The sequence below is a fragment of the Pseudomonas sp. B14(2017) genome, assembly GCF_002113255.1.
Taxonomy (GTDB): domain Bacteria; phylum Pseudomonadota; class Gammaproteobacteria; order Pseudomonadales; family Pseudomonadaceae; genus Aquipseudomonas; species Aquipseudomonas putida_Z.
The window spans coordinates 318,108-331,068 of record NZ_NEJY01000002.1; the positions used below are offsets into that span (position 1 = coordinate 318,108).

Here is a 12,961-nt window from a genome sequence, read left to right on the forward strand (position 1 = left end):
CGGGTGATCAGTGCGCGTGTTCGTGGGCTTGCGGCTGGTCCGTCGGCGCCTGCTTCTGCACGGCCACATCGACGGTGATATCGCCGGCCTTTTCGAAGTGCAGGGTCAACGGGAAGCGCTTGCCGTCGCTGAGCAGGCTGCGGTCCTTGGGCTGCATCAGCATCACATGGTAGGCGCTGGGGGCGAAGGTCAGGTCCTTGCCAGCGGGCACCACCACGCTGGGCACCTGCTGCATCTTCATGGCACCGCTGGCGCTCATGGCATGCTCGTGCAGTTGTGCGTCATCGCTGATGGGGCTGTCGACACCGAGCAGGCGGTCGTCGGCCTGGCCATTGTTGTGCACCACGAAATACGCCGCGACGTTGGGGGCGTTGGGGGGCAGCTGCAGTGACCAGGGGTGGGCGATGTGCAGGTCACCCACGCTGTATTCGTGGGCATTGGCAAAGGCGCCGGGCAGCAGCAGGGCGGCCATGACGAGGGCGTGCTTGAGCATGGTGAATCTCCGTTTCTGTTCAGGTTCAGGCAGACAGCGTGAAGAACTCAGGCCAGCGGAGAGGCACGGGGATTGAGCGCCGGCCAGAGTTGGCGCGGCGTGGCGTGGTAGTCGGCGGGTGGCGGCAGCAGGCCGGCGAGCAGTATCGGCGGGTTGTGCAGCTGCGGCGGGTAGCCGGGCAGGGCCAGCAGTGGCGCGGCACCGGAGCAGCACCAGCAATTCATCATGCTGGCGCTGTCGTCGCTTTGCGGGCCGAGGTCGATCTTGGCCAGGGCCTGGACGTCGACCTTGGCCTTGTTGGCCATGCTGGAACAGAAGGCCCCCCACAGCAGCTGCTCGGCCGGGCCCTTGGGCGCGGCGGAAGACAGCGGCATGGCCAGCAGGTTGAACAGCACTGCAAGGCAGGCTATCCAGGCGATGTGCCGACGTGGGGGCATGGAGAGATCCGGTCAGGAATCGTGGTGGGTATTGTAAGGCGGAGTATAGGTAAAAATGGCGGGGTGCGGTGAAGTGACGCAGGCCGGGCCCTTCGAGGGGCTGCTTTGCAGCCCAATCGCCGGCAAGCCAGCTCCCACAGGTTTACCACAGGCCTTTAAATTTGTGCGGTCCCTGTGGGAGCTGGCTTGCCGGCGATGAAGGCAAAGGTACCCTCAAGCCTTGCCACGCCCCATCAGCCCACGCACGGTCTCCTGCAGGTCCGCCGGCAGCACCACCACTTTGGCATTGCTGCTGCCCGCCAGGTTCTCCATCGCCCCCACATAGCGCTCGCCCAGCAGGTACATCGCCGGCACGGTCTCGTTGCCGACCGCGTCCTTGACCAGCGTAATCGCCCGCGCCGAGGCCTCGGCCAGGCTGATCTGCGCTTCGGCATCCAGCCTGGCAGCCTGCAAGCGTGCTTCTGCTTCCAGGATCGCCGCCTGCTTGGCCCCTTCGGCACGGGTCACATCGGCCTTGCGCTCACGCTCTGCTGCCGCCTGGCGCTCCATGGCCAGTTGCATGTTCTCCGAGGGCTTGATGTCCTGGATTTCCACCGAGCGTACGGTCACGCCCCAGTCTTCGGTCTGCTCGGACATCGCCTCGCGCAGGCGTGCCTTGATCTGCTCGCGGCTGGACAGCGCTTCGTCCAGGTCCATGGCGCCGACGATGGCGCGCAGCGAGGTCATGGTCAGGCTGGTGACGGCGAACGAGAAATCCTGCACGCCATAGGAGGCCTTCTGCGGGTCGACCACCTTGGCGAAGCACAGGGCGTTGGCGACGATCACCGCGTTGTCCCGGGTGATGATTTCCTGCTGCTGCACATCGAGGATGATGTCCTTGGTCGGCAGGCGGTAGGCGACCACGTCCATGTACGGGATGACGATGTTCAGGCCGGGCTTTAGGGTGCTTTGGTAGCGGCCCAGGCGCTCGACGACCCATTCCTCGCCCTGGGGCACGATGCGCACCCCCTTGAACACGGTGATCAGGACGAACAGGGCGATGGCGACGACGACGATGAGGCTGGTCATGATGCGAAATTCCTTTTAGTGCGGATTCAGGCCCGGATGACCCGGGCGGTGTTCCCTTCGATGGCGGTCAGGCGTACCCGCTCGCCGGCCGCGATCTCGCTGTTGGCGACGCAGGTCCATTCCTCGTTGCCTAGGATAGGCTTCTGGAAGCGCACTCGGCCTTTCTGGAACTCCGATACACCAGCAGTCAGCAGCCCCACTTCACCGATCACGCTTTCGGCGGTCCAGCGCACGTCTGGTTGCTTGCGCCGGAACAGCTTGAACCACAGTGCCGTGGTGACTGACGACATCAGCACCCACAGCAGCACCTGCATGTCCAGTTGCAGGCTGGGGACGGCCAGCGAAATGAGCGACACCAGCACGGCGCCGATGCCGAACCAGAGGATGAAGAACGTCGGCAGGACCAGTTCGAGCAGGATCAGCGCGATGCCGAAGACCAGCCAGATCCACCATTGCATTTCCATATGGGTAGCGCCTTCCGGGAGGGAGTGCCGAGTTTAAGGTAGCAGTGCGGCACATGGCCACTTCATGGTTTGAGAGAAAAGTCTGAACTTACTGTAGGCCACCCCTGTGGGAGCGGGCGTGCCCGCGAAAAATACGACTCGGTGCATGGCACCGGCTTCGCCGGTGTTCGCGGGCGCGCCCGCTCCCACAGGGGGGCTGCAGTGTGCTTGCGACATTTGTTATTGCAGGTCGAGTGCCGTAGCCAGGTCGGCTGGCGAGTCGAATGCCCGGTCCACATCCGGCAAAGCCGGTCGCTTCAGGATCAGCACAGGTATCCCCAGCTCCCGCGCCACTTCCAGCTTCGGTTCGGTCGCCACGCTGCCGCTGTTCTTGCTGATCAGTACATCGATCTTGCGGCGCTGGAACAACGCCCGCTCATCCTCGATATGGAACGGCCCGCGCGCGCCAATCACTTCGCAGCGATCATTGCCAGGGCACGTCTCCAGCGCACGCAAGGTCCAGAACTGCTCCGGCGGTATCTCGTCCAGATGTTGCAGCGGCTCGCGCCCCAGCGTGAACAATGGCCTGCGAAACGGCTTGAGTGCCTCGATCAACCCCGCCCAGTCCTCGACCTCGCGCCAGTCGTCCCCCGTTTGCGCCTGCCAGGCCGGGCGGCGCAAGGCCCAGCACGGGATACCGGCCATGCGTGCGGCGTTGGCCGCATTGCGGCTGATCTGTGCGGCATAGGGATGGGTAGCATCGATCAGCAACGTGATGCCTGCCTCGTGCAGGTAGCTGGCCAGCCCTTCGGCGCCGCCAAAGCCGCCGACCCGAACCTGGCATTGCAGGTCCTGCGGCACCCGGCCGATGCCCGCCAGGCTGTAGACGTGCTGCGGCCCCAGGCGGCGAGCGATGGCCAGGGCTTCAGTGACGCCGCCCAGCAGCAGGATGCGCCCGTTCATTGCACACCCGCCCGGCCGACGATGCCACCCTGGCGGTCGATGGCGAACATCTCCACCTGCACCTGCGCTGGTACCACGCTGCGGGCGAAGGCCAAGGCGTGGCCGCACACCGCGTCACCCAAGGGGATGCCGGCTGCATGGGCCAGTGCCAGGGCCTGCTGGCTGGTGTTGGCAGTAATGATCGATGCCTGCAGCGCCTCGTCGGCGCCGATGTCCGCTGCCCAGCCGGCCAGTTGCGGCAGGTCGATGCTGGAGTGGCGGCTATGCAGGTCCATGTGCCCGGCAGCCAGTTTGCTGATCTTGCCGAAACCGCCGCACAGGGTCAGGCGTGGCACCGGTACTTTGCGCAGGTGCTTGAGCACCGCACCGACGAAGTCGCCCATTTCGATCAGGGCTATTTCCGGCAGGCCATAGACGCGGCGCATGGTGTCCTCGCTGGCGTTGCCGGTGCATGCGGCGATATGCGTGTAGCCGTTGGTGTGGGCGACGTCGATGCCCTGGTGGATCGAGGCAATGTAGGCCGCGCAGGAAAACGGCCGCACGATGCCGCTGGTGCCGAGGATCGACAGACCGCCGAGAATGCCCAGGCGCGGGTTCATGGTCTTCAGGGCCAGTTGCTCGCCGCCCTGCACATTGACCGTGACCTCGAAGCCGCCGGGGTAGCTGCATTCGTCCGCCAGGCGTTGCAGGTGTTCGCTGATCATGCGCCGTGGCACCGGGTTGATGGCCGGCTCACCCACCGCCAGCACCAGCCCCGGGCGGGTCACGGTGCCGACGCCGGTGCCGGCGACAAAACGGATGCCCGGTTCGGCCAGCAGGCGCACCTGGCTATAGAGCAGGGCGCCATGGGTCACGTCCGGGTCGTCGCCGGCGTCCTTGAGCGTGCCCGCTTCGGCACCTTGGCTGGTGAGGCGGCAGAACTCCAGGCGCATTTGCACCACCTTGCCCTTGGGCAGGGTGATGCTGACGGCGTCGTTGCTCTCGCCTCCCAGCAGCAAGCGCGCTGCCGCCAGGCTGGTGGCAGTGGCGCAGCTGCCGGTGGTCAGGCCGCTGCGCAGGGGGGCGGGCTGTTCGCGGGTTTCTTCACGCATCGGCGGGTTTCACCACGTCCAGCAAGGTGATCGGCAGTGCCTGGCGCCAAGTGTCGAACGCGCCCAATGGCTGGGCATGGGCGACATGGATGCGGGTCAGCTCGCCGCCATGGCGTTCACGGAAATGCGCCAGGGCCAGTTCGCTTTGCAGGGTCACCGCATTGGCTACCAGCCGGCCGCCGGGGCGCAGGTTTGCCCAGCACAGGTCGAGCACACCTTCGCGGGTGACGCCGCCACCGATGAAGATCGCATCCGGTTGCTCCAGGCCCTCCAGCGCTGCCGGTGCCTTGCCGCAGACCAGTTGCAGGCCGGGGACACCCAACGCATCGCGGTTGTGTTCGATGAAGCCCTGGCGGCCTTCGTCGGCCTCGATGGCCAAGGCGCGGCAGGCCGGGTGGGCGCGCATCCATTCGATGCCGATCGAGCCGCAGCCGGCACCCACGTCCCACAGCAACTCGCCGGGCTGTGGTGCCAGGCGGGCCAGGGTGATGGCGCGGACATCGCGTTTGGTCAGCTGGCCGTCATGCCGGAAGGCGCTGTCCGGCAACCCGGCCAGCCGGTGCAGGCGCGGCGCCTCGGGCGTGGCCAGGCACTCGATGGCTACCAGGTTCAGCGCGGCGACGTCGCTGTGCGGCCAGTCCTGGGCGGTGCCGGCCAACTCGCGTTCGTCCACGCCACCCAAGTGTTCGAAGACCCGCAGGCGGCTTGGCCCGAAGCCCCGCTCGCGCAGCTGCGTGGCAATTGCTGCCGGGCTGTCGCCGTCGTTGCTCAGCACCAGCAGGCGCACGCCGCTGTGCAGGTGGGCATTGAGCGCTGCCAGGGGCCGAGCGACCAGCGATACCACTTGCACGTCCTGCAGCGGCCAGCCCAGGCGGGCGGCGGCCAGGGCGCAGGAGGAGGGCATCGACAGCACGCGTATTTCAGCGGCGGGCAGTTGGCGCGCCAGGCTGGCGCCGACGCCGTAGAACATCGGGTCGCCGCTGGCCAGCACGCATACCGGCTGGCCGCGCAGGGCCAGTACCGAGGCCAGCGAGAACGGGCTTGGCCAGACCAGCCGTTCGCCGGCCACGCAGCGTGGCAGCAAGGCCAGCTGGCGCGGGCTGCCGAAGATCCGCGCAGCGCCCAGCAGCGCGCGCCGGGCCTGCTTGCCCAGGCCGCTGAAGCCGTCTTCGCCGATACCTACTACTGTCAGCCAGGGTGCCATGTATTTCATTCCGCCATTTTTTGGGGCCGCTGCGCGCCCCTTCGCGGGCTCGCCCGCTCCTACAGGTACAGCGCAGCCGTTGAGGGCAGCGGTGATCCTGTGGGAGCGGGCGGGCCCGCGAAGAAGGCGACGCGGTCCTGAATTTCTACTCGATCGTCGATGATGCTCGACCACCGGCTTTTCATGCCGCCGGACAAAGCAGGCATAATACCGCGCCTTCTACACTCAAGCGCATTTTCACAGATTGCCGGACGCCCCTTTGACCCAGGCCCATGCCTCCCATGTATCGCCCCGTCCCTCGGCCTGCCCGGGGTTGTGGCGCATCGTCAGTGCCCGTGATGGCGGCATCTGCCGCATCAAGCTGCCGGGCGGCCTGCTGCTGGCCGACCAGGCCGACGCAGTGGCGGCGGCTGCCGAGCGTTTCGCCGGTGGCGTGATCGAGGCCACCAACCGCGGCAACCTGCAGATTCGCGGCATCGGCAGCGAGCATCGCGGCCTGGTCGAGACACTGCTCGCTGCCGGCCTGGGCCCACGTGATGCCGCCGGTGACGATGTGCGCAACCTGATGCTCAGCCCGCTGGCCGGGCATGACCCGGCGATGCTGCTGGACGCTCGGCCGCTGGCCGGGCAGATCCTCGACCTGCTGGAAGGCACCCCGCGTTTTCACCAGTTGTCGGCCAAGTTCGCCGTGCAGCTGGATGCCGGCGAAAACCTGGCCATGCTCGAACACCCCCATGACCTGTGGCTGTCGGCCCTGCGCCTGGAGCAGCAGAACTGGCTGGCGTTCGGCCTGGCGGGTTGCCCGGCAGACGGCCAGGTGCTCAGCGCGGTGCCGGCGGAACAAGGCCTGGCACTGGTGCGTGCGGTGCTGGAGCGCTTCCTCGACCTGGCCACCCCGGCACAGTCGCGCATGCGCCAGTTGCTCGAGGTGTGTTCGGCAACCGATTTCATCGACGGGCTCGGCCTGGCCCTCCGCCGCGATGCCGCCGTGCTCGCATGGCGGCGTGCACCCCGCAACGTCTCGTGGCTGGGCGTTCTGCCCCAGGCGCAGGGCGTCGCCTTGGGCGTTGCCCCCCCGCAGGGGCGCCTGACCCCGGCCATGCTGCGTGGCGCTGCGCGCGTTGCCCGTGAACATGGCGATGGCAGCCTGCGCCTGAGCCCCTGGCAAAGCCTGGTGCTGACCAACCTGCAAGCCCAACACATCGATCACGCCCAGGCCGGGTTGTCCGCACTGGGCCTGCTATGCCACGACCATGAGCCACTGGCCCGCATAAGCGCCTGTACCGGCGCCAGTGGCTGTGCCAAGGCCCTGGGCGAGACCAAGGCCGACGCCGTCACCCTGGCCGCACTGCTCGGCCCTGGCGTGCCCGGCAGCGTGCACTTGTCCGGTTGCCCCCGATCCTGCGCCGTGGCCCATGTTGCCCCGGCCACCCTGCTGGCCCGCGCGCCGGGCCGTTACGACCTGTACCTGCGTGATGCGCGCCTGCCGGGCTTCGGCGCCCTGCGCGCCACCGACCTTACCTTGAATGAAGCAGGCGCCATGCTCGACCTGCCGACGGAGCACCTTGATGATTGACTACATCCGCGATGGTCAGGAGATCTATCGCAATTCCTTCCGGATCATCCGCGAGGAAGCCCGACTCGAGCGGATCCCCGCAGACCTCGAAAAGCTCGCCGTGCGCGTGATCCACGCCTGTGGCATGGTCGACGCCATCGATGGTCTGCAGTTCTCCGAAGGCGCCGGCCGGGCAGGGCGCGAGGCGTTGCTGAACGGCGCGCCGATCCTGTGCGATGCGCACATGGTCGCCGAAGGCATTACCCGCGCCCGCCTGCCCGCCGACAACAAGGTCATCTGCACCCTGCGCGACCCGAGCGTACCGGGCCTGGCGAAAGACGCCGGCAACACCCGTTCCGCCGTGGCCCTGGAACTGTGGCGACCGCACCTGGAAGGCAGTGTGGTGGTGATCGGCAACGCGCCCACCGCACTGTTCTACCTGCTGGAAATGCTCGACGCCGGCGCCCCGAAACCAGCACTGATCCTCGGCTTCCCGGTCGGCTTCGTCGGTGCCGCCGAGTCCAAGGCGATGCTCGCCGCCGACAGCCGTGGCGTGCCGTTCGTGATCATGCAGGGCCGCCTGGGCGGCAGCGCGATGGCCGCCGCCGCGGTCAACGCCCTCGCCACGGAGGTGGAATGATGGCGCCGCGTGGACGTCTGCTGGGCCTGGGCGTGGGCCCTGGCGACCCTGAACTGATTACCCTCAAGGCCCTGCGCCTGCTGCGTGAAGCGCCCGTGGTCGGCTACTTCGTGGCCAAGGGCAAGCGCGGCAACGCCTTCGGCATCATCGAGGCGCACCTGCAGCCCGAGCAGACCTTGCTGCCGCTGGTCTACCCGGTAACCACCGAAGCGCTGCCAGCGCCGCTGTCCTATGAACAGGTGATCAGCGACTTCTACGACGAGGCCAGCGTGCAGGTGGCCGAGCACCTGGATGCCGGCCGCGACGTGGCGGTGATCTGTGAAGGCGACCCGTTCTTCTATGGTTCCTACATGTACCTGCACGACCGCCTGGCGCAGCGCTACGAGGCCGAAGTGATCCCCGGCGTCTGCTCGATGCTCGGTGGCGCCTCGGTACTGGGCGCGCCGCTGGTGTACCGCAACCAGAGCCTGTCGGTGCTGTCTGGCGTGTTGCCGGCCGAAGAGCTCAAGCGTCGCCTGGCCGACGCCGACGCGGCGGTGATCATGAAGCTTGGCCGCAACTTCCCCAAGGTGCGCGAAGTGCTGGCCGAACTGGGCCTGGACGGGCGCGCGCTGTATGTTGAGCGGGCGACCATGGCCAACCAGAAGATCGTGCCGCTGGACCAGGTCGACCCACAGTCGTCGCCGTACTTCTCGCTGATCATCGTGCCGGGTGAAAAATGGCAGGGCTGAACATGCACCAGGCACCGGCGATCGTCATCCTTGGCCAGGGCAGCCTGGCCACGGCGCAGCGTATCCAGCAGTGTTATCCACAAGCATCGATCCATGGCCTGGAAGGCCGGGTCGAGGGTGCCGACCTTTGCTACACCGCGTTCGGCGATACCCTGCGTGGGCTGTACCAGCAGAACACACCGATCATCGCCCTGTGCGCCGCGGGTATCGTCATCCGCAGCCTGGCCAGCCTGCTCAGCGAGAAAGGTGTCGAGCCACCGGTACTGGCCGTGGCCGAAGACGGCAGTGCCGTAGTGCCGTTGCTCGGGGGCCTTGGCGGTGTGAACGTGATGGCGCGTGAAATCGCTGAAGCACTGGGCGTTGCTGCGGCCATCACCACCAGCGGCGAGCTGCGTTTCGGCACCTGTCTGCTGAACCCGCCACAGGGCTATGCGCTGGCGGATATCGAGCAAGGCAAGCGCTTTGTCTCCGACCTGCTGGCTGGCGAGGCGGTGCGCATCGAAGGTGACGCGCCATGGCTGCAACAGGCGCAGTTGCCTGCCAGCGAGGCGGCTCGGCGTACCATCCATGTGGGGCACCAGGCCCGCCCGGCCAGCCGCGACGAGCTGCTGATCCACCCGCGCTCGGTGGTAGTGGGTGTTGCTGGCGGTAGCCTGGCCAGTATCCGGGCGGCATTGCAGCAGGCCGGCATCGCCGAGCCTGCAGTGGCCTGCCTGCTCGCCGACGAGCAAGCCATGGCCGACAACGCCCTGCACGAGGCCGCGCAGGCCCTGGGGGTTGCCTTGCGCTTTGCTGCCAGGGCGCATGATCTGGCCGGGATGGTTGCTGCGGCATTGCCTGCTGCGCAGCTGATCGACGTGGCAGATGTGGTCATCGCGGTGTCGCCTGCCCCGGTCGAGGTGGCGCAGATCGGTCGTCGTCGGGGTCGCCTGGCGGTCATCGGCCTGGGGCCGGGTGCAGCCGAGCTGATGGTGCCGGCGGTCAAGGCCGAGCTGGCGCGGGCCGAGGATGTGCTCGGTTACGAAACCTACGTGCGCATGGCCGGCCCGTTCCGTGACGACCAGGTGCTGCACTGCACCGACAACCGTGAAGAGATGCAGCGTGCCCGGCATGCCTTCGAACTGGCAGCCCAGGGCCGTTCGGTTGTGGTGGTGTCGTCGGGCGACCCGGGTGTGTTCGCCATGGCAGCTGCGGTACTTGAAGCGCTGCACGAGTCCACTGAGCCGGCCTGGCACCGGGTGGATCTCGAGATCCTGCCGGGGGTGTCAGCCTCGCTCGCGACCGCCGCCCAGGCGGGCGCGCCGCTGGGGCATGACTTCTGCGTGATGTCGCTGTCGGACAACCTCAAGCCGTGGTCGATCATTGAAAAGCGCCTGGACCTGGCGGCCCAGGCCGACCTGGTGCTGGCGTTCTACAACCCGATTTCCAAGGCAAGGCCGCACCAGCTCGGGGTAGCGCTGGAGGTCGTGCGTCGGCACCGCGAGGGGAACACGCCTGTAGTCCTTGGCCGTGACATCGGTAGGCCGGGGCAGACGCTGAAGGTCGTCACATTGGCCGAGCTGCTGCCGGAAATGGTCGACATGCGCACCATGGTGCTGGTGGGTTCATCTACAACCTGCGTGTTTCCTCGCCTCTCGGGTGGGGTGTGGGCCTACACGCCGCGTTGGTACCCGTCGGCCGACTAGTTGCACCGGAAACCCTTCAGCGCGCTGCATCCTGGGCGCGCTGGCTAAGGTGGTCGCCCCTGACTCGGGGCGCAACCATCTAGGAGTTTCCACATGTCCACAGAAACACAAGTCACTGCAACCGACACAGCCATCCTGGTCGAAGGCAACCTGCTGGCCTGCGGCGCAGGCATGTCTTCGCAAAGCCGTCATGACGTAAAGAACGCCTTCCACTTTGCCACCTTGGTGGCTGACAAGTCCTTCGATGCCGAAAAACAGAGCAGGGAGTGGTACGACCGGTTCATCGATGTCATGCGTGATCTTGGTTTTACCATCCCTCGTCGCACCTTCGAGCTGGAAACCTCTGCCGAGCTGTCTGTCACCGTAGGCGCTGTCGCTGTACGGGCGATTGGTGCGGTCGGTAATGCGGTGCTGGGTGGTACCAAGTTGGGTGTGCTGGCCAAGGCGGCCTTCGACAAACTCACCACCGTCGAAAATGACCTCAAGGTGGTCGATCACAAGCGCAAGAACAAGGTCAGGGGCATGGTCGGGATGGCCGCCTGCGTCGAAACCGAAAACAACGATGTGGTCATGGTGGTGAGCTGCATCCAGGCCTCTGCCCCACAACTGGATGATGACATCCTGGGTATCCAGTGGAAGCTGGAAAAGACCGAGTACTACGCCGGCATGGCTGTGCTCACCCTCAACACTTTCGTCTACGACAAGGTCCGCGAAACCGTGGAAAACAAACTCGGCGTGCGCAGCGTCAAGAACGTTCTCCAGTACGACTTCTGATTGCAGGGCGGCGTTGTTGCAACGCCGCCCTGTTCGGCACTTTGTGACGAGGCAACGCAATGGACAGAACAGCTGAACAACTGATGTTGATTGGCGGGACGGCATTACTGTATCGCGCGGACGCTGGCCAGATTCAACGCCAGGCTGCCTTCGACTCCATCCTTTACGCCCAGTTGGTGGCCAACAGGAATGCGGGGTCACGCTTTGACAACTATGAAGCCTGGTATGACGCCTATCGCGAGGCATACCGGCAACTGGGCTGGATCAAGCTGGCCAGTACGCATGACCTGAAACAGTTAGGGCAACCCGCGCGCAGCGCGCAGATACAGCCACTCGAGGCGTGGCTGAAGATGCGCTCGATCCGTCATGAGGCCGTGCTGGCTGCAGTAAGAAACGGCCTGGGCCGATCGATCGAAGGTTTTCGCCACCAGCTGAAGTTCTGCACGCTGGGTTCGCAGCTGGTGATTGAGCTTGGCTTGCTCAGGCCGGGCCCGGCCCTCGACCTTTGCAGTATTACCCTGCAATTCGACAAGCCGATCGCCGGCATTTCTCAGGACATGCTGCTGGTCGAAAAGGCGCTGGAGGGCGAAGCCGGGTTCAATGGCGTTTCCTTGCAGCTGGATAACGGGCGTTTCCAACACCAGCGAGATGAACTGCAGGCATTGATGAAAACCAAGGATGCACAGGGGGAGTATCGGTTCGACCTCAATTCGGCGATGGTCAGGGCGCCAGGTAGCCTTTGATACCGGTAAAGATGATTTGTGCAGCCAGGGCGCAGACGAACAGCCCCATCAGCCGGCTGACGATCTGCAGGCCCTGGTCGCCGAGGATGCGCTCGATACGGTGTGACAGGTACAGCACCAGGCCGACGGTAAAGCTGGCCAGGGCGATGCTGATGATGGCCAACAGCTTGTCGTCCCAGTGCGGGTGGCCGACGCCCATTACCAGCAGTGCACCGATGGTGCCGGGGCCGACGGTCAGCGGGATGGTCAGCGGCACGATGGTGACATCCTGCTGCACGTTGTCGGCCTGTACCGCGGACTTGCCTTGGGCCATGCCCAGTGCCGAGATGAACAGCACGCTGCCGGCGCCGATGCGGAAGGCGTCGGCGGTGATGCCGAAGATGCCGAAAATCGCCCGCCCGAACAGGTACAGCAAAACACTGGCGATCAGCGCGGCGATGGCCACCTTCCAGGCCAGCTGCTTGCGCTCCTTGCTGGAGTGGCCGCGGGTCAGGCTGATGAAGCACGACAGCACGAAGAACGGGCTGTAGAGCACGAGCATTTTCAGGTAGACGCTGAACAACTCATGGAGCATGGGGAAGCCCCTGGCAGGAAAGGTGAGGGGAAGTGTATCAGTAGGATCGTGGTTGTCTTCACTGGCCTAATCGCCGGCAAGCCAGCTCCCACAGGTACTGTGCATATCTTGAGATCGGTGCGGTCGGTGTGGGAGCCGGCTTGCCGGCGATTAGGCCAGCACAGGCAGTACAGATCAGGAAGCAGGCGCCGGATCCATCTTGGCTCCCACAGGTACTGTGCATATCTTGAGATCGGTGCGGTCGGTGTGGGAGCTGGCTCGCCGGCGATGAGGCCAGCACAGGCAGTACAGATCTGGAAGCAGGCGCCGGATCCACCTTGGCTCCCACAGGTACTTTGCATATCTTGAGATCGGTGCGGTCGGTGTGGGAGCCGGCTTGTTCTGGTCAAGTTTTTCCGGACACCGGTTACGGTGATCAAGCCGCCTGCTGCTCCATAGCTATTGGTGACAGGTAGTCGTTGTGGCTGTGGAGCCTGATTCGGTTGTATCGCATGAAGAAGCTGGTCATATCCTGCTTGGCTTCTTCAATTTCCTTGTAGCCCTTGGGCGGCACCCATTCT

Annotated in this window: 14 protein-coding genes; 6 read left to right on the top strand and 8 right to left on the bottom strand. The window is 65.6% G+C overall.

All coding sequences use genetic code 11. The features are described 5' to 3' along the window. Positions 1-7: 7 nt before the first annotated feature. The 7 genes from CAG34_RS03355 to cbiE all read right to left on the bottom strand — a co-directional run bounded on the left by CAG34_RS03355 (position 8) and on the right by cbiE (position 5,699). Positions 8-493, bottom strand: coding sequence for a copper chaperone PCu(A)C (locus tag CAG34_RS03355; RefSeq protein ID WP_003257539.1), 486 nt, complete (start codon positions 491-493; stop codon positions 8-10). Positions 494-540: 47 nt separating this feature from the next. Further along, on the bottom strand, positions 541-930 hold the full coding sequence (locus CAG34_RS03360) for a DUF2946 domain-containing protein (RefSeq protein WP_024087799.1): 390 nt from the start codon (positions 928-930) through the stop codon (positions 541-543). A 213-nt stretch (positions 931-1,143) separates the two neighbouring features. After that, the gene (locus CAG34_RS03365; protein ID WP_075046500.1) at positions 1,144-1,998 is read right to left on the bottom strand and encodes an SPFH domain-containing protein; all 855 of its coding nucleotides are present in this window, start codon (positions 1,996-1,998) and stop codon (positions 1,144-1,146) included. A 26-nt stretch (positions 1,999-2,024) separates the two neighbouring features. Beyond that, positions 2,025-2,462, bottom strand: coding sequence for an NfeD family protein (locus tag CAG34_RS03370; RefSeq protein WP_085587962.1), 438 nt, complete (start codon positions 2,460-2,462; stop codon positions 2,025-2,027). Between the two features lie 219 nt (positions 2,463-2,681). After that, on the bottom strand, positions 2,682-3,404 hold the full coding sequence (locus CAG34_RS03380; RefSeq protein WP_085587966.1) for a cobalt-precorrin-6A reductase: 723 nt from the start codon (positions 3,402-3,404) through the stop codon (positions 2,682-2,684). Further along, a complete protein-coding gene (locus tag CAG34_RS03385) occupies positions 3,401-4,495 on the bottom strand; it encodes a cobalt-precorrin-5B (C(1))-methyltransferase (protein WP_085587969.1) in 1,095 nt (364 codons plus the stop codon). Before CAG34_RS03385 ends, CAG34_RS03380 begins: the two co-directional genes overlap by 4 nt. Then, positions 4,488-5,699: a precorrin-6y C5,15-methyltransferase (decarboxylating) subunit CbiE gene (gene cbiE, locus CAG34_RS03390; protein WP_085587971.1), complete on the bottom strand. Its 1,212-nt coding sequence runs from the start codon at positions 5,697-5,699 to the stop codon at positions 4,488-4,490. The genes CAG34_RS03385 and cbiE overlap by 8 nt, the downstream gene beginning before the upstream one ends. 244 nt (positions 5,700-5,943) lie before the next feature. Here cbiE and cobG point away from each other — a divergent pair, with 244 nt between their 5' ends. The 6 genes from cobG to CAG34_RS03420 all read left to right on the top strand — a co-directional run bounded on the left by cobG (position 5,944) and on the right by CAG34_RS03420 (position 11,827). After that, entirely contained in the window at positions 5,944-7,275 is a 1,332-nt protein-coding gene (gene cobG / locus CAG34_RS03395) for a precorrin-3B synthase (RefSeq protein WP_178080858.1), read from the top strand. Beyond that, a complete protein-coding gene (locus tag CAG34_RS03400; RefSeq protein ID WP_003257545.1) occupies positions 7,268-7,894 on the top strand; it encodes a precorrin-8X methylmutase in 627 nt (208 codons plus the stop codon). Before cobG ends, CAG34_RS03400 begins: the two co-directional genes overlap by 8 nt. Next, complete coding sequence (locus CAG34_RS03405; RefSeq protein ID WP_016712210.1) at positions 7,891-8,625, top strand: precorrin-2 C(20)-methyltransferase; 735 nt, start codon at positions 7,891-7,893, stop codon at positions 8,623-8,625. Before CAG34_RS03400 ends, CAG34_RS03405 begins: the two co-directional genes overlap by 4 nt. Beyond that, positions 8,613-10,310 carry a precorrin-3B C(17)-methyltransferase gene (cobJ, locus tag CAG34_RS03410; protein WP_085587975.1) on the top strand — a complete coding sequence of 566 codons (1,698 nt, stop codon included), beginning with the start codon at positions 8,613-8,615 and terminating at the stop codon, positions 10,308-10,310. Before CAG34_RS03405 ends, cobJ begins: the two co-directional genes overlap by 13 nt. Positions 10,311-10,403: 93 nt before the next feature. Continuing rightward, on the top strand, positions 10,404-11,084 hold the full coding sequence (locus CAG34_RS03415; RefSeq protein WP_085587977.1) for a hypothetical protein: 681 nt from the start codon (positions 10,404-10,406) through the stop codon (positions 11,082-11,084). A gap of 59 nt (positions 11,085-11,143) precedes the next feature. Beyond that, positions 11,144-11,827, top strand: a complete 684-nt coding sequence (locus tag CAG34_RS03420; protein ID WP_256573509.1) for a hypothetical protein — start codon at positions 11,144-11,146, stop codon at positions 11,825-11,827. Here CAG34_RS03420 and CAG34_RS03425 read toward each other — a convergent pair. Further along, complete coding sequence (locus tag CAG34_RS03425; protein ID WP_013974374.1) at positions 11,805-12,401, bottom strand: MarC family protein; 597 nt, start codon at positions 12,399-12,401, stop codon at positions 11,805-11,807. The genes CAG34_RS03420 and CAG34_RS03425 overlap by 23 nt on opposite strands. Positions 12,402-12,961: the final 560 nt, after the last annotated feature.

Excerpts from the sequence above, each read along its gene's own strand:
- CAG34_RS03425 (WP_013974374.1), bottom strand. The coding sequence starts at position 12,401 with ATGCTCCATGAGTTGTTCAGCGTCTACCTGAAAATGCTCGTGCTCTAC.
- CAG34_RS03370 (WP_085587962.1), bottom strand. The coding sequence starts at position 2,462 with ATGGAAATGCAATGGTGGATCTGGCTGGTCTTCGGCATCGCGCTGATC.
- CAG34_RS03420 (WP_256573509.1), top strand. The coding sequence starts at position 11,144 with ATGGACAGAACAGCTGAACAACTGATGTTGATTGGCGGGACGGCATTA.
- CAG34_RS03360 (WP_024087799.1), bottom strand. The coding sequence starts at position 930 with ATGCCCCCACGTCGGCACATCGCCTGGATAGCCTGCCTTGCAGTGCTG.
- CAG34_RS03415 (WP_085587977.1), top strand. The coding sequence starts at position 10,404 with ATGTCCACAGAAACACAAGTCACTGCAACCGACACAGCCATCCTGGTC.
- CAG34_RS03380 (WP_085587966.1), bottom strand. The coding sequence starts at position 3,404 with ATGAACGGGCGCATCCTGCTGCTGGGCGGCGTCACTGAAGCCCTGGCC.
- cobJ (WP_085587975.1), top strand. The coding sequence starts at position 8,613 with ATGGCAGGGCTGAACATGCACCAGGCACCGGCGATCGTCATCCTTGGC.
- CAG34_RS03385 (WP_085587969.1), bottom strand. The coding sequence starts at position 4,495 with ATGCGTGAAGAAACCCGCGAACAGCCCGCCCCCCTGCGCAGCGGCCTG.
- CAG34_RS03400 (WP_003257545.1), top strand. The coding sequence starts at position 7,268 with ATGATTGACTACATCCGCGATGGTCAGGAGATCTATCGCAATTCCTTC.
- CAG34_RS03365 (WP_075046500.1), bottom strand. The coding sequence starts at position 1,998 with ATGACCAGCCTCATCGTCGTCGTCGCCATCGCCCTGTTCGTCCTGATC.
- CAG34_RS03355 (WP_003257539.1), bottom strand. The coding sequence starts at position 493 with ATGCTCAAGCACGCCCTCGTCATGGCCGCCCTGCTGCTGCCCGGCGCC.
- cbiE (WP_085587971.1), bottom strand. The coding sequence starts at position 5,699 with ATGGCACCCTGGCTGACAGTAGTAGGTATCGGCGAAGACGGCTTCAGC.
- CAG34_RS03405 (WP_016712210.1), top strand. The coding sequence starts at position 7,891 with ATGATGGCGCCGCGTGGACGTCTGCTGGGCCTGGGCGTGGGCCCTGGC.